The following is a 20,690-nucleotide window of genomic DNA, read 5'->3' as shown; positions in this document are numbered from 1 at the left end:
TTTCAGGCCACAGGAGAGCTGCCATGACACTCGCGAAAACTGCCATTGCTTCATTCGACGTCGACGCCCAGAAGAGCTTTACGCCGCTGTGCCCCGCTGAGTTACCAGTGGCCGGGGGCGACCAGATCGGTGCCGAGCTGAACTTCATGGCAAGCCTCGCCGGCCACCGTGTCGGCAGCAAGGACGCCCACACCCCGCACGCGCCCTGGGTGGTCACCCAGCACAGCGAGATGCTGCGGCCCACCGGCCTGGCCCATGCCGATGTGACCTGGGTGAGCCACTGCGTACCCGGCACCGAAGGCTTCACCTTGCTCGACGAGCTGCCCACCCCGTATGACTACGATTACTTCATCTGGAAAGGCGTCGAACCCGACCTGCACCCCTACGGCGCGTGTTACCACGACCTGCACGACAAGCTGTCCACCGGCGTGATCGAGTACCTGAACGCCACAGGCGTCAGGCGTGTGATCGTCGGCGGCCTGGCCCTGGACTACTGCGTCAAGACCACCGCGTTGCAACTGCTCAAGGCCGGCCTGGAAGTGGTCCTGCACCTGCCGGCGTGCCGGGGTATTACCGAGGAGGGCGGCGTACAGGCCGTCAGTGAGTTGCTCAAGGCCGGTGCCGTCATCAGCAGCACCCGCGAAGAACTGGCAGCACAGGCCGCGCGTTAAGGAGACACACCATGGAAAGTGCATACGACTACGAATCCCCGGTGATCCAGGGTTTGCTCGACACTGACTACTACACCTTCACGATGATGCAGGCGGTGTTGCACCAGCACCCCAACGTTGATGTGGAATACAACTTCATCGTGCGAGCCAAGGAAAAGCTCGGCCACTTGATCCCGCAACTGCGCGACGAGCTGGAGAAGCTCGCGGGCCTGCACATGCGTGAGGGCGAATTGCGCTTCTTGTTCAACCCGCGTTTTCGTGAGTACCTCACGCCTGATTACGAGCGCTTTCTCGGCCTGTTCCGCTTCAACCTGCGTTATATCCACGTCAGTGAGGTCGACGGCCAACTCAACATCCGCGTGGTCGGCCCGATGCTGCATTGCATCATGTTCGAGCAACCGGTACTGGCGCTGGTCAGCGAGCTGCGCAACCGCGATAAATACCCCGACGTGACCCTGGAAGACATCACCCGCAAGCTCTACCAGAAGTTCGACTGGCTGGAGAAAAACCTCAGCCGCGATGAGCTGGCCGACTTGCGCGTCTCCGATTTTTCCACCCGCCGGCGCCTGTCGTTCAAGGCCCAGCGCGAAGTGGTCGACATCATGCGCCGCGACTTCCCCGGCCAGTTCGTCGGCACCAGCAACGCGCACCTGGCCTACGAATTCGACCTGCCGCTGATCGGCACCATGGCCCACCAGTGGATGATGGTGCACCAACAACTGGGCCGGCTGCGCGAAAGCCAGAACGCCGGCCTGGAAAACTGGGTGCGTGAATACCGCGGCCGCTTGGGTATTGCCTTGACCGACACCATCAGCACCGACTTTTTCCTCAAGGATTTTGACCTGTACTTCGCCAAACTGTATGACGGGCTGCGCCAGGACTCCGGCGACCCCATCGTCTGGGCCGACAAAGTCCTGGCCCGCTACAAGCAACTGGGCATCGACCCGATGACCAAGGACCTGATGTTTTCCGATGGCCTGAACTTCAAAAAATGCCTGCCGATATTGCGCCACGTGCGCGGCAAGGCCAAGTTCGGTTTCGGCATGGGCACCAGCCTGGCCTGCGATGTGGAAGGCGTCGAACCGCTGAGCATCGTGATGAAACTGGTGCGGGTGCACGGTGAACCGGTGGTGAAGTTCTCGGATGACCCGATCAAGAACGTTTGCGAAGACGCCTCGTTTTTGCAGTACGCGGCAAAGGTGTTCAATGTCGGTAGCGTGGAGGTGTGACATGCAAAATCGTATCGCGCAGGAACTGAACATCAATCGGCAACTGGTCAAGGGCGGTGAAACCAAGGAAATTCAACGGCGCATCGGCTTCATCAAGACCACCTTGCGCAGCGCCGGCTGCACGGCCCTGGTGCTGGGCATCAGCGGCGGCGTTGATTCGCTGACGGCTGGCCGTCTGTGCCAATTGGCCGTCGAACAACTGCGCGCCGAGGGTTACGCCGCGCGCTTTATCGCCATGCGCCTGCCCTATAAAACCCAGGCCGATGAAAGCGACGCCAAGGCTTCCCTGGATTTCATCACCCCGGACCATATCGACACGCTGAACATCGCCGCCAGTGTTGACGGCCTGATGGCCAGCCTGACCGCTACCGACGCCAGCGCCAGCCATGTTGACTTCATCAAGGGCAACGTCAAGGCGCGCACGCGGATGATCGCGCAATACGCCGTGGCCAATTTGCACAATGGGCTGGTGGTCGGTACGGACCATGGCGCGGAAGCACTGATGGGTTTTTTCACCAAATTCGGCGACGGCGCCTGCGACCTGGCACCGCTGTCGGGCCTGACCAAAACCCAGGTGCGCCTACTGGCCAGCGCACTGGGCGCGCCTGATAACCTGGTGCACAAGCATCCCACGGCCGACCTGGAGGAACTGGCGCCGGGTAAGCCGGATGAGCACGCGTACGGTTGCTCTTACGCAGAGATCGATGCGTACCTCATGGGCGAACCCGTGAGTGAGCGGGTGAGGGCAATCGTAGAGGGGGCGTACAGCAAGACAGCGCACAAACGCTCGCTGCCTATCACTCCTGCGTGATCCTTCCCCAGCCGTCCACGGGAACCGTTTTCGCGCTCATGGCCACAGATGGAATGTTGATCCAGCGCGCAGTCGATTTGGGTTGGCTGTTATCGATTCCAGTATCTGAGGTCTTGCTATGTCCTATGTAAATCTTCGTCAGGAAACCCCTTATTGCGGTGATTTCAGCGCTCGTTGCGAGCAACCCAAGGCACCTTCTGATAAGGCTGGTTGGCGTGTACCCAACTCAGTGGTTGCTCGGGATTTCGCTGATAACTTTGAATACTTCCAGAGTTCTGACAGCGGGTTTGTGACACAGCAATCCCTTCTGCACGCGGCTAACCGCCCACTGAACGGAGATCCGTTTCATGATCGGATGACGTTTTTGGCAAGGGAGATTCTCCAGCGGCCTGAATTGAACGGCATGCTTGACGGGATCAACCACGGCGGTTCATCAGATGGGTTGATCAGCCCGAGCGACGCGGACCAGACCGTTGCTTACGTCGAGCAGCAGGAAGCACCTCCGGTGCGGGAATTCCCAGGGCGCTACAGCGGCGTCATGCAGCGCCAGCGTTTGGAAAACCAATATGCACCTCAGGCCGATTGGCAACAGCCCTCCATGTCTGCGCCGCACTACGCTCATAAAAACCAATGGGACGGCTCGATGTCACTGTCGGGGCAGCGTCCTTATGCGAACGACAGCAAGCAAGAGCTTCTCAACAAGATACTGGCTCGTTTCAGTTCATTTGAAGATCCAAACTCCCCCGGTTTGATCACCGACAAATCACTCAATGCGGTTGCCAGCGGTTATCACTTGGATGGTCGGCCCGCCACGGGAGCCGAGATGGCGCTGGCCAATGAGCTGCTTGAGCGTGGAGAAGTGTTCAAGGAGCTTGATCAAAGCGGCATGGGCGTGCTCGATGGGGCGTTCTCCAGGGATAACCTGGCTTACTCGTCGGACAAGTACCGGAACATGGATAACCACGACCTGATTCAGGGCATAAAGGATAACTTCAGGCAGTTTACTGCCGGCGCAGACGATCAATATGTCAACGTCAATGAACTGAAGGAGGCGGCCGGTCTAACGCCATCGAATCGTACGTTCAGCCCCGAAGCACGGCAACTTGCAACTGAGCTGCTCAACCGTCCCGGGCTTTTGCGCGAGCTGGATATTGGCGTTAACAGCCAGGGAGGGGCGGGCTACGAGGACAAACGTTTCGATATGGCTAACATCGACGAGATACTCAAAAACGGGCACGCGCCAGTTGGATGAGGGTTTCAACGCGCCTGCAAGAACAATTGTGGCCGGCCCGCAACGTGATACCTGCGTTCAGGCCGTGGCTGTTTCATGCCTGACCCTGCAGATGAAACGCCAGTAGCACTGCCTGCCAGGTGGTTGAGCCCGAAAGCACAGGAAGATGGGATCCACTTGCGGTATAACCTTCGCACGCTTTAGTGATCCGAGGCCCCGTTTTTCATGCAAAGCCCTTTGCAACGTCCGCTCTGGCAGATCTACCTGATCTTTCTGGCACCGATGGTGCTGTCCAACTTCCTGCAAAGCTTTTCCGGCACCCTCAATGGCATCTACGTCGGTCAAATGCTCGGCACCCAGGCGCTGGCAGCGGTGTCGGGGATGTTTCCCATCGTGTTCTTCTTTATCGCCCTGGTGATTGGCCTGGGGGCGGGTGCCTCGGTGTTGATCGGCCAGGCCTGGGGCGCCCAGGAAACAGGGATGGTCAAGGCGATTACCGGCGCCACCCTGACCCTGGGGGCGCTGGTGGGTATGATCGCCGCGGTGCTGGGCAGCCTGTTTGCGCGCCCGGCCTTGCAGGCGTTGGGCACGCCGATTGATGTGCTCGACGATGCGGTCGGTTATGCCCAGAAAATGATGCTGATCATGCCGTTGCTGCTGGTGTTCATTCTCTACACCCAATTGCTGCGTGGCGTCAGCGATACGATCTCGCCGCTGCTGGCACTGATGGTCTCGACCTTGGTCGGCCTGCTGCTGACCCCGGCGCTGATTCGCGGCTGGATTGGCTTGCCGCCGATGGGTATCCAGAGCGCGGTGTATGCCGGACTGGTAGGCAACGCCCTGGCAATGCTGTTTTTGATCTTGCGCCTGCGCCATAAAAACCATGTGATGGCGCCGGATCGCGAACTGCTCGCGGCCTTACGCCTGGACCGCGTGATTTTAGGAAAGGTCTTGCGCATAGGCCTGCCTACCGGCTTACAGATGGTGGTGCTGTCGCTGTCAGAATTGGTCATTCTCGCCCTGGTTAACGGCCATGGCTCCCAGGCCACGGCGGCGTATGGCGCGGTGACACAAATCGTCAACTATGTGCAGTTTCCGGCACTGTCGATTGCCATCACCGCGTCGATCCTCGGTGCGCAGGCCATTGGCGCCGGGCGCCTGGAACGCATCGGGCCGATCCTGCGCACGGGCTTGTTGATCAACACCTGCCTCACTGGCGGCCTGATTGTGCTGGGTTATGTGCTGTCCCACTGGTTACTCGGCCTGTTCATCACCGACGACGCGGCACGGATCAACGCCGAACACCTGCTGCACATCATGTTGTGGAGCATCCTGGTGTTCGGCTTTCAGGCTGTGATCGGCGGGATCATGCGCGCCAGTGGCGTGGTGCTGATGCCGGTCACGATCTCGATTTTCTGCGTGCTCTGCGTCGAGTTGCCGATCGCTTACCTGTTCAATGCCCATTTCGGCCTGGAAGGGGTGTGGATGGCGTTTCCGGTGACTTACCTGGCAATGCTGGCATTGCAGACCGCGTATTACCGGTTGGTCTGGCGGCATAAGCAGATCAAGCGGCTGGTGTGAGGTACAGGCCGCGCAGCAATAGCTCCAGGCCCTGCAAGCCTTGCTCAAGTCGCTCGCCGGGGTGTTCTTCGCCCCGACCCTGATCGTGGCCATGGCCCTGGTGGAGCAGATCGTGCCCGCCAGTCGCCTGACCGAAGGCATGACCTGGCTGATCACCGGCCTCAGCATCGGCGTGGCCATAGGCGCCGCCAGTTCCGGTTGGATGATCGACCACTTTGGCGCCACCAGCGGGTTCTGGATCGCATGGGTGGCGGGAGCTGTGGTGCTGGGCTCGGCGGTGTTGGGGTATCGGCGCCTGGGGTGATCAGCCGACCGCTGGGCTAGCGTCTGCACTGTGATGCTGCAGAAACTCGTGCAACGCCTGACGGGTCAGGTCATTGAGCGTCACCTTTTTACGGGTCGCCGCCAGCGCCGCCGCCAGATGCAGGTCATGGCCGACCCGGACATTGAAGGAACCTTTGCAAGGTTTCTCTGGTGCCTGCCCCAGGGTCTGGCAGGTGGCGAGGTAATCATCCACCGCCTCACGAAAGGCCGTGTCCAGCTCGGCGACGGTTTTCCCTTCGTAGCTCACCAGCGCCTTGATGAACAAAACCTTGCCGAACAGGCAGTTGTCTTCGAGGCTGGCTTCGATGGAGCCGATGTAGCCGTTGTGTTTCAGTTGGTTGTTCACTGAATCAGCTCTCCTGATCTCAATTGTTAGATGATCTGGCGTCGAATGTAGTGTTTCAGTTCGTTGCCAGGGTGAGGCTTGTGCAAGGTGATCATTGCACTGGGGTCGCCGATGTCGAACTTGACGCGGCTTCCGGCCCCTTCAATCTGTGTGTAGCCCAGCCGACGCAACAGCGTGACGAGTTCGGGCCAAGTAAATGTCATTTGCTCGTTGAGCAATTTGGTGAGCAGCTTTTCATTTTTGGACACGGCGCTCCCTGCGTGTAACTAAATGTAGTTGCAAAAAGTGGTGTTCGTCAATGCTAGCTTGTGTTCGGGCGGTCTTCCCGAGATTGATGTAACCCTTGATGACACCGTGCTCCGCGTCTGCCACCGCCCGCTAATTTTTCCCTGTCCGGTTCGTTTTATAGGGACGACGTGCCTTTGTGCTTCCTGCCTATTGCTCCGGACTCCAAGAAATGAATGCTGAAGACTCCTTGAAACTTGCTCGCCGGTTTATCGGGTTGCCCCTGGAAAAGCGCCGATTGTTCCTGCAGGCCTTGCAGAAAGAAGGCGTGGATTTTTCCCGGTTTCCGATTCCAGCAGGGGTGGAGGCGCAGGATCGCCAGGCGTTGTCCTATGCGCAGCAGCGCATGTGGTTTCTTTGGCAATTGGACCCGGCCAGTGGCGCCTACAACCTGCCGGGTGCGGTGCGACTCAAGGGCGCGTTGAGCCTTGGCGCGCTAGAGCAGGCGTTTGCCAGCCTGGTCGCGCGCCACGAAACCCTGCGTACGGTGTTCCAGCGTCAGGCAGACGAGCGCCTGGTGCAGGTGCCGGCTGATACGGTGCTGACCGTCGAGCAACGGGACCTGAGCCACCTCGCTGCCGCCGAGCGCGAACAGGCCGTCAACGAAGCGGCGACCCGTCAATCGCTGCTGCCGTTCGACCTGGAAAACGGTCCGCTGCTGCGCGTGCAATTGCTCAAGCTCGGCGCACAGGAGCATGTGCTGCTGTTGACTCTGCACCATATCGTCTCCGACGGCTGGTCGATGAACGTGCTGATCGACGAGTTCATCCGCTGCTACGACGCCCACGAGCGCAACGAAACCCCGCAACTGCCGGCCTTGCCGATCCAGTACAGCGACTACGCCCTGTGGCAGCGCCGCTGGCTGGAAGCGGGTGAGCAGACGCGCCAACTGGATTACTGGCAAGCGCGCCTGGGCGATGAGCATCCCGTGCTGGAGCTGCCCACCGACCGCCCGCGCCCGGCGATGCCGAGCTACCAGGGCACGCGCCACAATTTCGCGATTGAACCCGAACTGGCCGCACAACTGCGCACTTGCGCGCAAAAACACAATGTCACCCTGTTCATGCTGTTGCTCGGCGCTTTTAACGTACTGCTGCATCGCTACACCGGGCAGGGCGATATCCGCGTTGGCGTGCCCATTGCCAACCGCAACCGGACTGAAGTCGAAGGGTTGATCGGCTTTTTCGTCAACACCCAAGTCTTGCGCACCGAGTTGACCGGGCAAACTCGTATCAATGAGCTGCTGCAAGGCATCAAAGAGCATGCCTTGGGTGCGCAGACCCATCAGGATCTGCCGTTCGAGCGTCTGGTAGAAGCGCTCAAGGTCGAGCGCAGCCTGAGCCATACGCCGCTGTTCCAAGTGATGTACAACCACCAGCCGGTGGTCGCTGACATCGCAAGCGTCAGCACTGCCTCCGGCCTGAAGCTGGCGTTGGTGGAATGGCAAGGCCGCACCACCCAGTTCGACCTGACACTCGATACCTATGAAAAGTCCGGCACGCTGCAGGCCGCGCTGACCTACGCCAATGACCTGTTCGACGCGTCGTCTATCCAGCGCATGGCCGCGCACTGGATCAGCCTGTTGCAGTCCATGGTGGGCGACGGTGAGCAGCGAATCGGTGAATTGCCGATGCTGGCCGCGCATGAACAACAGGTGTTGATCCAAACCTGGAACCAGACCGCCGAGGTATATCCGACTGATCGCGGCATTCATCACCTGATCGAAGACCAGGTACGGGCTACGCCCGATGCGCCGGCGCTGCTGTTTGGCGCTGCCACGCTGACTTACGCTCAACTGGATGCGCGTGCAAACCAACTGGCGCATGCCCTGCGCGCGAAGGGCGTTGGCCCCGACGCTCTGGTGGGGATTTGCATCGAGCGTTCCATCGAAATGGTGGTCGGCCTGCTGGCGATTCTCAAGACGGGTGGCGCCTACGTCCCGCTGGACCCTGAATACCCCCGGGAGCGCCTGGCCTACATGGTCGAGGACAGCGGCATCCAGTTGTTGCTCAGCCAGCGTAGCCTGTTGCCGTTGCTGCCTGCCGATGGCATTCAGGTGATTGCCCTGGACCAGCCCGCCGGCTGGCTCGATGGCTACCGCACTGAAGCGCCAAACGTCAGCCTGCACGCGTTGAACTTGGCCTACGTGATCTACACCTCCGGCTCCACCGGCAAGCCCAAGGGCGCCGGCAACAGCCACCGTGCGCTGGTCAACCGGCTGTGCTGGATGCAACAGGCCTATGGCCTGGACGCCAGCGATGCGGTGCTGCAGAAAACCCCGTTCAGTTTCGACGTGTCGGTGTGGGAGTTCTTCTGGCCGTTGATGACCGGCGCGCGCCTGGTCGTCGCCGCGCCCGGTGAACACCGTGAGCCAGCGCGCCTGATCGAGACCATCGCGCAGCACCGCATCACCACCTTGCACTTCGTGCCATCGATGCTCCAGGCGTTTATCCATGAGCCGGGGGTGCAAGCCTGCAACAGCCTGCGACGCATAGTGTGCAGCGGTGAAGCCTTGCCGCTGGATGCGCAGTTGCAAGTGTTCGCCAAGTTGCCACAGGCCGGTCTGTTCAACCTCTATGGTCCGACCGAAGCGGCCATCGACGTTACCCACTGGACCTGCATCGACGAAGGCGCCGACAGCGTGCCTATCGGCCGGCCCATCGCCAACCTCGGCACCTATGTGCTCGACGCCCAGCTCAACCCTGTTCCCACTGGCGTCAGCGGCGAGCTGTACTTGGGCGGCACTGGCCTGGCGCGCAGTTATCATCGACGACCGGCGCTCACCGCCGAGCGTTTTGTGCCGAGCCCCTTCGGTGAAGGCGCACGCCTTTACCGCACCGGCGACCGCGTGCGCCAGCGGGCCGACGGGGTAATCGAATACCTTGGCCGCCTCGATCACCAGGTCAAGTTGCGCGGCCTGCGGATCGAGCTGGGTGAAATCGAGGCGCGCCTTATGCAGCACCCATCGGTGCGTGAAGCCGTGGTGCTGGTGCAGGGCGCCAAGCAGTTGGTGGCCTATCTGGTGTTGGAAGGCGCCGCGCCGCGCGACCTCAAGGCCTGGTTGCTCAGCAGCCTGCCGGAATACATGGTGCCCACCCACATGGTGCCCCTGGACAAGTTGCCGGTGACTGCCAACGGCAAGCTTGACCGCAAAGCTTTGCCATTGCCGGACGCCACCCCACAGCAGGCCTATGTCGCGCCGGAAAATGACCTGCAAAAAGCCTTGGCGGCGATCTGGAGTGATGTGCTCGGCACGCCGCAGATCGGCCTGGAAGACAACTTCTTCGAACTGGGCGGCGACTCGATCATCTCCATCCAGGTGGTCAGCCGTGCGCGCCAGGCGGGTATTCGCCTCAGCCCGCGAGACCTGTTCCAGTACCAGAGCGTGCGCAGCCTGGCGCGGGTGGCTGCCTTTGAGCAGGCAACCGTTATTGAACAAGGGCCAGTCACCGGCGAGGTGATCCTCACCCCCGTGCAGCACTGCTTCTTCGAGCAGGCGATCCCGGCGCGTGAGCATTGGAACCAGTCGTTGCTGCTGACCCCACGCGAAATCCTTGAGCCTGCGCGCCTTGCAGCGGCCTTGACCCAGTTGATCAACCACCACGACGCCCTGCGCCTGCGCTTTGTGCAACACGCAGAAGGCTGGCAGCAAACCCATGCCGAGCCGGTGACAACCGCCGAGTTGTGGCAAATCCAGGCCGCCGACGACACCGAGTTGGCCGCACTCTGCGATAGCGCCCAGCGCAGCCTCAACCTTGAACACGGACCCATGGTGCGCGCGGTGCTGGTCGCGATGGCCGAGGGTACCCAGCGCCTGCTGCTGGTGATCCATCACTTGGTGGTGGACGGCGTGTCGTGGCGCATCCTGCTTGACGATTTGCAACAGGCTTACCGCAACGCCGCACTGCCGGCCAAGACCAGCGCCTACCAGCTGTGGGCGCAGCAATTGCGGGCCCATGCGCAGACGCTGGACGATCAACTGCCGTACTGGCAGGCACAAACTGCGAGCGCCGATCTGCTCTGCGACAACCCTCAGGGCGGCCTGCAAAACCGCCTGGGCACCACACTCGAAATCCGCCTCAGCGCCGAACACACCCGCCAACTGCTGCAAGACGCCCCGGCGGCCTATCGCACCCAGGTCAACGACCTGCTGCTGACCGCCCTGGCGCGGGTCATCAGCCGCTGGAGCGAGCAGCCTGCCGCGCTGATCCAGTTGGAAGGCCATGGTCGTGAAGACCTGTTCGACACGCTCGACCTGAGCCGCACCGTGGGTTGGTTCACCAGCCTGTTCCCGGTGCGCCTGCAGGCCGAGGGTGAGTTGTCGGCGGCGATCAAGTCGGTGAAGGAGCAACTGCGGGCCGTGCCGCACAAAGGTATCGGCTATGGCCTGCTGCGCTACCTCGGCGCACCCGCGGCGCGTGACGCCTTGTCGAATCAGGCGGCGCCGCGCATCACCTTCAACTATCTGGGTCAGTTCGACCGCCAGTTCAACGAGGCGGCGCTGTTCGTTCCGGCTGACCAGGGCAGCGGTCAGGCCCAGGACCCTGAGGCACCGCTGGCCAACTGGTTGACGGTGGAAGGGCAGGTGTACGGCGGTGAATTGGCCCTGCGGTGGGGGTTTAGTCGTGAGATGTTCGAGGTGGCGACTGTTCAGCGCCTGGCGGATGATTACGCGGCTGAACTCCAGGCCCTGATCGAACACTGCTGCACCACGCCCACGGGGCAGGTCACACCCTCGGACTTCCCGCTGGCGCGCCTGACCCAATTGCAACTCGACGGCTTGCCTATCGCGGGGCCAGCCATTGCCGATGTCTACCCGTTGTCGCCCATGCAGCAGGGCATGTTGTTCCACACCTTGTACGAGCCCGAGGCAGAGGCTTATATCAACCAGTTGCGCCTGGATATCGAAGGCCTCGACCTGTTGGCGTTCGGCCGTGCCTGGCAAGCCGCGCTGGACCGTCATGACATCCTGCGCAGCAGCTTCCACTGGCTTGGCCTGGACAGTGCCCATCAAGTGATCCAGCGCCAGGTGGATGTGCAGTTGCACGTGATCGAAGACGTCGCCGCCGACGTTGACGCGCTTGCTGTCGCAGAGCGCGAGAAGGGTTTTGCGCTGAATGCGGCGCCGTTGTTTCGCTTGATGCTGGTGCGCGGTGCCGGCCGTGCCTGGCACCTGATCTTCACCAGCCACCACATCCTCATGGACGGTTGGAGTAACGCCCAGTTGCTCGGCGAAGTGATCGCCCATTACGCCGGGCATAACGTGCCGGCACCGCAAGGGCAGTTCCGCGATTACCTGGGCTGGTTGCAACAGCAAGCGTCGGGCGAGGTATTCTGGAAAGCCAGTCTGGCGCCGTTGCAGGCACCGACTTTGCTGGCGCAAGCCCTGCGTGTGACGGCCGACGGCAAGGGCATGTCAGACCATCATGTGGTGCTGGACAGCGACTTCACCCGCGCCCTCGGCGAGTTTGCCCGCCATCAGAAAGTCACCCTCAACACGCTGCTGCAAGGGGCCTGGAGCCTGTTGCTGCAACGCTACACCGGCCAGGCGTGCGTGGCGTTCGGTGCTACCGTCGCCGGCCGCTCGGCGCCGTTGCCGGGGATCGAACAGCAACTGGGCCTGTTCATCAATACGCTGCCCATTGTCAGCGCCGCCGCGCCGACCCAGGCGGTGGCCGACTGGCTGAGCGAGCTGCAAGCCCTCAACCTGAGCCTGCGCGACCACGAACATGTGCCGCTCTATGACATCCAGGGTTGGGCGGGCCAGCAAGGGGCGGCGCTGTTCGACAGCTTGTTGGTGTTCGAGAACTTCCCGGTGGCGGACGTCTTGAAGCAGGGCGCGCCTGCCGGTCTGACGTTCGGTCGTCTGCATAACCATGAGCAGACCCATTATCCGCTGACTTTGGGCATTGAGCTGGGCAGTTGCCTACGCCTGGAGTTCGGCTATGACCAGGCGCGCTTCAGCGCTCGGCAGGTCGCTCAATTAAGCCGCAACCTACGTCACCTGCTGGTGCAGATGCTGGCTGATGCTCAGGCGCCCGTCGGCAGCCTGCGTCTACTCGACCCAGCTGCACGGCGCGACATCCTTGCCCTGAGCCAGTCGCCTAGCGCGGCCCAGCGTCATCTGCGCGTGCACGAACGCATTGCTGCCCAGGCCGACGTCACACCCGACGCGCTGGCAGTGCAGGCGAGCGATACACGCCTGAGCTACGCCCAACTCAATGATCGCGCCAACCGTCTTGCCCATCGCCTGCTGGAACTGGGCGTTGGCCCAGGCCGGCGCGTCGGCCTGGCCGCACGACGTGGTCCACAGTTGATCGTCAGCCTGCTGGCGGTGCTCAAGAGCGGCGCCGCCTACGTGCCGCTGGACCCGAACTATCCTGGCGAACGCCTTGCCTACATGCTGACTGACAGCCGGCTCGACCTGCTGCTCAGCGAGACCGGGCTGCTGGCCGACCTACCGTTGCCCCAAGGGCTGGTGCGCGAGGAGTTCACCGCGTCCGGCGAAGAACTGGCACGCTACCCGTCCACCAATCCCGCCAACCACGCCGCAGCCGCCGACCTGGCGTATGTGATCTACACCTCGGGCTCCACCGGGCTGCCCAAGGGCGTGGCCATCGACCATGCCGCCCTTGGCCAGTTCTGCGACAGCGCCGAGGTCTACAGCAGCTTGAGCGCGGCAGACCGCGTGCTGCAATTCGCCACGTTCAGCTTCGACGGCTTTGTCGAGCAATGTTACCCGCCGCTGTGCGTGGGCGCGGCGTTGATCATGCGTGGTGATGAGCTGTGGGACGCTGGGCAGTTGGCTCGAGAGATCGTGCAGCAGGGCGTAACCCTCGCGGACCTGCCGGCCGCCTACTGGTATTTGCTCGCCAAGGAGTGCTCCCTCGACCCGCGCCCCCTGGGCAACCTGCGCCAAGTGCACGTGGGCGGCGAGGCGATGTCAGTGGAAGGGCTGCGCGCCTGGTACGCGGCCGGTCTGGGCGACGTGCGCCTGGTCAACACCTACGGGCCCACCGAAGCGACCGTGGTGTCCAGTGTGCATGACTGCCAGTTGGCGGACGCCAGCGATGCGTTTGGTGTGCCGATTGGCCGGGCCATCGAAGGTCGCTCCTTGTATGTGCTGGACAGTGGTTTTGAATTGCTGGCCACCGAGGGTGTGGGCGAGTTGTGCATCGGCGCCCAATACGGTTTGGCCCAATGCTACTTCGACCGCCCGGCGCTGACTGCCGAGCGCTTCCTGCCGGACCCGTTCTCCGCCGTGCCTGGTGCGCGTCTCTACCGCAGCGGCGACCTGGCCCGTTACACCGAGGCGGGTGCGCTTGAGTACGTCGGACGCATCGATCATCAAGTGAAGGTCCGCGGTTTCCGGGTTGAAATGGGCGAGATCGAAGCCAGCCTGCAAGCCTTGCCGCAGTTGCGTGAAGCCGCCGTCATCGCGCAGTCGAGCGCGACAGGCACGCAATTGGTGGCCTACGTGGTACCCGTTAAAGGGCAAGCGTTGGAAGCGTCCGCATTGGCGAACAATTTGCGCCAGTCGTTGCCGGACTACATGGTGCCGGGGCATTGGGTCATCCTCGATGCGTTGCCGTTGAACAGCAACGGTAAGCTGGACCGTCGTGCGCTGCCGACACCGGACTTGAATCAGGCACGCCAGGCCTACGTGGTGCCGCAAAATCCCCTGCAAATCCAATTGGCCGCCATCTGGCAGGCCGTGTTGCAGGTGGAGCAGGTAGGGCTCAACGACCACTTCTTCGAGCGTGGCGGCCACTCGTTGCTGGCGACCCAGGTCATTTCCCGGGTGCGCCATGACCTGCAACTGGAAGTACCGCTGCGAGCCTTGTTCGAACAACCGACATTGGAGGCCTTCGCAGGCGTTTGCGCAGAGTTGCAGGCGACAACTGCGCTGCCGCTGGTGGCGGTGACGCGTGATCAGCCGCTGGCACTGTCGTTCGCACAGGAACGTCAATGGTTCCTTTGGCAACTGGACCCGACCAGCGCCGCCTACCACGTGCCGAGCGCGCTGCACCTGCGTGGGCGCTTGGACGTCGCGGCACTGGAGCAGGCGCTCCAGGCCCTGGTGCAGCGCCACGAACCGTTGCGCACTACCTTTGAGGAGGACGGTGAGCACACCTGGCAGGTGATTCACCCAAGCCTGCCGATGCCGATCGAACAACAGCGGGTCGCCGCTTCGGCCATCGAGCACGCGGTGGCGCAGGAAATCCAGCGTCCCTTTGACCTGGTCGCTGGCCCGCTGATGCGCGTCAAATTGCTCCGAGTTGAGCCGGAGCACCATGTGCTGGTGATTACCCAGCACCACATCATTTCCGATGGTTGGTCGATGCAAGTAATGGTCGACGAGTTGGTGGCGCTCTATGCGGGGCAACCCCGGTTGCCTGGGTTGCCGATCCAGTATGCCGACTACGCGCAGTGGCAACGCGACTGGATGGCCGCCGGTGAAAAACAGCGTCAACTCGATTACTGGCGCATGCGCCTGGGGATGGAGCATCCGGTGCTTGAACTGCCGCTGGATCACCCGCGGCCGGCGGTGCAAAGCCACCGTGGCGCACGCAGGCAAGTGCATTTGGACAATGCGCTGGTGGCCGACCTCAAGGCCTTGGCCCTGCGCCAGGGTGTGACGTTGTTCGTGCTGCTGCTGGCGTCTTTCCAAGTGTTGCTGCATCGCTACAGCGGCCAGTCGCAGATCCGCGTGGGCGTACCGATCGCCAACCGCAATCGCTTGGAAACCGAGCGTCTGCTCGGCTTCTTCGTTAACACCCAGGTGTTGCAGGCTGACATGCACGGGCAGATGGCGTTTGATCAATTACTCGTCCAGGCCAGGCAGCGTGCCCTGGAGGCTCATGCCCATCAGGAACTGCCGTTCGAACAGTTGGTGGAAGCCCTGCAACCGCAGCGCAGCCTCAGTCACAATCCGTTGTTTCAGGTGATGTTCAACCATCAGGACAGCTTGCGGGCAGCCCCGGTGCAATTGCCTGGCCTGGCGTTGCAACCGGTGGATTGGTCGGGGCACAGCACCCAGTTCGACCTGAGCCTGGAGACCGAAGAATCCGCCGAAGGCTTGTGGGCATCTCTGACCTACGCCACCGACCTGTTTGACGCAGCAACTGTCGAGCGCCTGGCCGAACATTGGCAAAACCTATTGTGCGCCGTGGTGCGCGATGCGTCCCAGGCCGTTGATGAGCTGATGATGCTCAGTGCGCCGCAGTGGCAGCAGATGCTCGAAACCTGGAACGACACCGCCGTCGACTACCCCCGCGAGCGTTGTGTGCATCAGTTGTTCGAAGCCCGGGCCCTGGCACAACCACACGCCCTGGCGCTGCAATTCAATGGTCAAGCCCTGAGCTACGATGAACTCAACCGTCGCGCCAACCGCCTGGCCCATCGCTTGATCGCGGCGGGTGTGGGTCCGGACGTATTGGTGGCGGTGCATGTCGAGCGCTCTCTGGACATGGTGGTCGGCCTGCTGGCGACGCTCAAGGCAGGTGGCGCCTATGTGCCGCTTGATCCGCAATTCCCGGCGGATCGCCTGGCTTTCATGCTCGAAGACAGCCGCGCACAGGTCCTGCTGACCCAGCCACACTTGATCGGTCACCTGGCGCACCGGCACTGTGTGCAGGTATTGATGGTCGACGCCGCCGACGCTGCCGAGCACAACCCGCAGGTCGAGGTCACGCCGGAACACCTGGCCTATGTGATCTACACCTCCGGTTCCACCGGCAAGCCCAAGGGTGTGATGGTACGCCACCGGGCGCTGTGCAGCTTTACCTGCGGCATGGCCGATACTCTGGACTTCGGCATTGACGCACGGATGTTGTCACTGACCACCTTCTCGTTCGATATCTTCGCCTTGGAACTGTACGTGCCCCTGACGGTGGGTGCCACGGTACTGCTGAGCGGCCAGGAACTGGCCCTCGACCCGGAAGCAATCATCGACCTGGTGCACAGCCAGTCCGCCAACGTGCTGCAAGCGACGCCTTCGACCTGGCGCATGCTGATGGAAAGCCCACGTGCCCGGTTGCTGCACGGTATCAAGAGCCTGTGCGGCGGTGAAGCGCTGCCGGCGAACCTGGCTCAGCGCATGCTCGACCTGCAAGGTCCGCTGTGGAACCTTTATGGTCCCACCGAGACCACCATCTGGTCGGCGGCCCATCGTCTGCACGACGCACAGCCTTTTGTCGGGCGACCTATCGCCAACACCACGTTCTTTATCCTCACTGCCGGGTTGACACCAAGCCCGGTGGGCGCTGCTGGTGAACTGCTGATCGGCGGTGTCGGCCTGGCCCGTGGTTACCACGAGCGCCCCGCGCTGACGGCCGAGCGCTTTGTGCCCAACCCGTATGGTGCGCCAGGGGAGCGCCTCTACCGTACTGGCGACCTGGCCCGCTACCGTGCAGATGGCGCGGTGGAATACATTGGCCGCGTCGACCATCAGGTCAAGGTGCGCGGGTTCCGCATTGAACTCGGCGAAATCGAAGCCTGTTTGCGCGAGCATGCCGGCGTGCGCGAAGCCGTGGTTCTGGCCGATAACGACCGCTTGATCGCTTACCTGGTCAGCTCGGTACCCGACACGGTAGAGGCCTACAAGGCGGCCCTGCGCGAGCGCCTGCCGGACTACATGCTGCCGGCGCACCTGGTGTTCCTCGACAGCCTGCCCCTGACCCCCAACGGCAAGCTCGACCGTAAGGCTTTGCCGGCAGTGGACGCTGCGCGTTTGAGCAAAGGCAATGTGGCGCCAGTCACACTGCGTGAACAGCAGGTCGCGGCGATCTGGGCCGAGGTGCTGGAGCTGCCGCAGGTCGGCCTTGACGATCACTTCTTCGAGCTCGGCGGGCATTCGCTGCTGGCCACCCGTGTTGTCTCGCGGGTTCGCCAGGTGCTGGCGCTGGAAGTGGCGCTCAAGACCCTGTTCGAACATCCGCGGTTGGAGGACTTCGTTCGGGCGCTGGGCGAGGAGGGCGTGGTTGCTCCTGCGTTGCTCAAGGCTGACCGCAGTCAACCGCTGCCGTTGTCCTATGCCCAGGAGCGCCAATGGTTTCTCTGGCAACTGGACCCGCAAAGCACGGCGTATCACATCCCCAGCGCATTACGTTTGAAAGGGCTGCTCGACCTGCCTGCTCTGCAATGCAGTTTTGACACCTTGCTGGCACGCCATGAAAGTCTGCGCACCCATGTGCACCAGGACGCTGGCGGCGCGGTGCAGGTGATTGAAGACTCGGGCCTGATTGAGATCAGCCTGCTCGGCACCGAGGAAGATGGCCTCAAGGCGCGGGTCGCAGAAGTGGTTGCGCAGCCATTCGACCTGCTGCGCGGGCCACTACTGCGGGCCAAGTTGCTGCGTCTGGCTGTTGATGACCACGTACTGGTGCTGGTGCAGCACCATATCGTCTCCGATGGCTGGTCGATGCAATTGATGGTCGAGGAACTGGTCCATTTGTACGCTACCTTCAACCAGGGGCGGATGCCCGACTTGCCCGCCTTGCCGATCCAATACGTCGATTACGCCCTGTGGCAGCGCAACTGGATGGAGGCCGGTGAGAAGGCTCGTCAACTGGCGTACTGGCAGGCCCAGCTGGGTGGCGTACAGCCGGTGCTGGAGCTGCCTTTCGACTACTTGCGCCCGGCGGTACAGAGCCAGCGTGGCGCACGCCTGGGCATCGAGCTGCACCCTGAGCTTCTGAGCGGCCTGCGTCAGTTGGCGCAGAACGCCGAGATCACCTTGCCGATGGTATTGCTGGCATCCTACCAGGCGTTGTTGCACCGCTACAGCGGCCAGGAAGACGTGCGCGTGGGCGTGCCGATAGCCAACCGCAATCGCCTGGAAACCGAAGGGCTGATCGGCTTTTTCGTCAACACCCAGGTGCTCAAGGCCGATATCCATGGGCAGATGAGCGTTGTGCAACTGTTGCAGCAAGTGCGCCAGCGTTCCCTGGAGGCCCAGGCCCATCAGGACTTGCCGTTCGAGCAATTGGTGGAAGCCTTGCAGCCTGAGCGCAGCATGAGCCTGAGCCCGCTGTTCCAGGTGCTGTTCAACCATCGTGTGACGTCAGCCAATAACCACCTGCAGCGCCTCACCGAACTGGATGTCGAGGTGCTGAGCTGGGATGAAGGCGTGGCGCAATTCGACCTGGCGCTGGATGTGGAGGAAAGCCAGGCGACGCTGCGTGCCTCCCTGAGCTACGCCACAGACCTGTTTGCCCCTGCCACGATTGAACGCATGGCCGGCCACTGGCAGAACCTCTTGCAGGCAATGGTTGCCGATCAACAGCAACCCATCAGCCAACTCAACCTGCTGGGCGAGGATGAGCAACAACACATCCTTCGGTTGTGGAACCAGACTGACGCCGGCTTCTCGGCCGAGCGGCTGGTGCACGAATTGGTAGCCGACCGCGCCCGGGAAACCCCGGATGCAGTCGCGGTGAAATTCGACACGCAAACCCTGAGCTACGGTGAATTGGACCGCCAGGCTAACCGCCTGGCCCATGCGCTGATCGCCCGTGGTGTCGGCCCGGAAGTGCGCGTGGCAATTGCCATGCCGCGCAGTGCCGAGATCATGGTGGCGTTCCTCGCGGTGATGAAAGCCGGTGGCGTGTACGTGCCGCTGGATATCGAATACCCGCGTGACCGCCTGCTGTACATGATGCAGGACAGCCGTGCCCGGTTGCTGCTGACCCACACCAGCGCCTTGCAGCAACTGCCGATTCCCGAGGGGCTGGACAGCCTGGCGATTGATCGCACCGAGGAGTGGGCGGGGTTCAGCGACACTGACCCTCAAGTGAAGCTGGATGGCGACAACCTGGCCTATGTGATCTACACCTCCGGCTCCACCGGCATGCCCAAGGGCGTGGCGGTGTCCCACGGTCCACTGGTAGCCCATATCATTGCCACCGGCGAGCGCTATGAAACCTCGCCCGCCGATTGCGAACTGCACTTCATGTCGTTCGCCTTCGACGGCTCCCACGAAGGCTGGATGCACCCGCTGATCAACGGCGCCAGTGTGTTGATCCGCGATGACAGCCTGTGGCTGCCGGAATACACCTACCAGCAAATGCACCGTCACAACGTGACCATGGCGGTGTTCCCGCCGGTGTACCTGCAACAGTTGGCCGAGCATGCCGAGCGTGACGGCAACCCACCGAAGGTGCGCGTGTACTGCTTCGGGGGTGATGCCGTTGCCCAAGCCAGCTACGACCTGGCCTGGCGCGCGCTCAAACCCTCTTACCTGTTCAACGGCTACGGCCCGACGGAAACCGTGGTCACGCCCTTGCTGTGGAAAGCCCGCCGTGATGACCCATGCGGTGCCGTCTACGCACCGATCGGTACATTGCTGGGTAACCGCAGCGGCTATGTGCTGGACGCACACCTCAACCTGCAACCTATCGGCGTGGCCGGCGAGCTGTACCTGGGCGGCGAGGGCGTAGCGCGGGGTTATCTGGAGCGACCGGCGTTAACGGCTGAGCGCTTCGTGCCGGACCCATTCGGCAAGCCGGGCAGCCGTGTGTACCGCAGCGGTGACCTGACCCGTGGGCGTCCGGATGGCGTGGTGGACTACCTCGGCCGCGTCGACCATCAGGTGAAAATCCGTGGCTTCCGTATTGAACTGGGCGAAATCGAAGCGCGCCTGCGTGAGCAGGACAATGTCGGTGAAACGGTAGTGGTCGCCCAGGACGGCCCGACCGGCAAACACCTGGTGGCTTATGTGGTGCCGGCAGACGGCAACCTGGCCAACGAAACCGAGTTGCGCGACGTCCTGCGCCGCGCCCTGAAAACCCGTCTGCCGGACTACATGGTGCCGACGCATTTCATGTTCCTGGTGCAAATGCCGTTGACCCCCAACGGCAAGCTCGACCGCAAGGGCCTGCCCGAGCCGGATGCGAGCCTGTTGCAACAGGCCTATGTGGCCCCCGAAACCGAGCTGGAACAACAGATCGCCGCGATCTGGGCCGATGTCCTGCGCCTGCCGCAAGTGGGCCTGAACGACAACTTCTTCGAGGTGGGCGGCCATTCCCTGCTGGCGATTCAGATCACCTCGCGGGTCCAGGCCGAACTGGGCCTGGAAGTGCCCCTGGTAGAAGTGTTCCAGACCGAAACCCTGCGTGCCTACGTGCAGGCCGCTGCCACCTTCCGTGCCGGCAGCGCGGAAGACTTTGATGATCTTCGTGACTTTTTGAGCGAACTAGAGGCGATTTGACCC

Annotated in this window: 8 protein-coding genes and 1 pseudogene; 7 read left to right on the top strand and 2 right to left on the bottom strand. The window is 62.3% G+C overall.

What is annotated here, in order from left to right:
* Positions 1-23 precede the first annotated feature (23 nt).
* The 6 genes and pseudogenes from AACY08_RS00520 to AACY08_RS00495 all read left to right on the top strand — a co-directional run.
* Positions 24-671, top strand: coding sequence for a nicotinamidase (locus tag AACY08_RS00520; RefSeq protein WP_339467308.1), 648 nt, complete (start codon positions 24-26; stop codon positions 669-671).
* 11 nt (positions 672-682) lie between these two features.
* On the top strand, positions 683-1,900 hold the full coding sequence (gene pncB, locus AACY08_RS00515) for a nicotinate phosphoribosyltransferase (RefSeq protein ID WP_339467307.1): 1,218 nt from the start codon (positions 683-685) through the stop codon (positions 1,898-1,900).
* Position 1,901: 1 nt separating this feature from the next.
* Positions 1,902-2,711, top strand: coding sequence for an ammonia-dependent NAD(+) synthetase (nadE, locus tag AACY08_RS00510; protein WP_339419820.1), 810 nt, complete (start codon positions 1,902-1,904; stop codon positions 2,709-2,711).
* A gap of 118 nt (positions 2,712-2,829) precedes the next feature.
* Positions 2,830-3,963 (top strand): hypothetical protein, encoded by a 1,134-nt coding sequence (locus AACY08_RS00505; protein WP_339467305.1) that lies wholly within the window; start codon positions 2,830-2,832, stop codon positions 3,961-3,963.
* A 204-nt stretch (positions 3,964-4,167) separates the two neighbouring features.
* Complete coding sequence (locus tag AACY08_RS00500) at positions 4,168-5,523, top strand: MATE family efflux transporter (protein WP_339467303.1); 1,356 nt, start codon at positions 4,168-4,170, stop codon at positions 5,521-5,523.
* 52 nt (positions 5,524-5,575) lie between these two features.
* Positions 5,576-5,827, top strand: a pseudogene (locus tag AACY08_RS00495) (MFS transporter); the annotation flags it as partial.
* On the opposite strand, the gene AACY08_RS00490 reads toward AACY08_RS00495, so the two are convergent.
* Together AACY08_RS00490 and AACY08_RS00485 are read right to left on the bottom strand one after the other, a co-directional pair.
* Positions 5,828-6,193 (bottom strand): type II toxin-antitoxin system HicB family antitoxin, encoded by a 366-nt coding sequence (locus AACY08_RS00490; RefSeq protein ID WP_339467301.1) that lies wholly within the window; start codon positions 6,191-6,193, stop codon positions 5,828-5,830. It abuts the pseudogene before it with no gap.
* A 26-nt stretch (positions 6,194-6,219) separates the two neighbouring features.
* Entirely contained in the window at positions 6,220-6,441 is a 222-nt protein-coding gene (locus tag AACY08_RS00485; RefSeq protein WP_339467300.1) for a type II toxin-antitoxin system HicA family toxin, read from the bottom strand.
* A 209-nt stretch (positions 6,442-6,650) separates the two neighbouring features.
* Between AACY08_RS00485 and AACY08_RS00480 the strand changes: the two genes are divergently transcribed.
* Positions 6,651-20,687 (top strand): non-ribosomal peptide synthase/polyketide synthase, encoded by a 14,037-nt coding sequence (locus tag AACY08_RS00480; RefSeq protein WP_339467299.1) that lies wholly within the window; start codon positions 6,651-6,653, stop codon positions 20,685-20,687.
* The last annotated feature ends 3 nt before the right edge of the window (positions 20,688-20,690 follow it).

The sequence above is a fragment of the Pseudomonas sp. EL_65y_Pfl1_R83 genome (assembly GCF_963970695.1).
GTDB classification, from domain to species: domain Bacteria; phylum Pseudomonadota; class Gammaproteobacteria; order Pseudomonadales; family Pseudomonadaceae; genus Aquipseudomonas; species Aquipseudomonas tritici.
The sequence above is the reverse complement of the archived record's forward strand: the minus strand, read 5'-3'. Positions and strand labels throughout refer to the sequence as shown.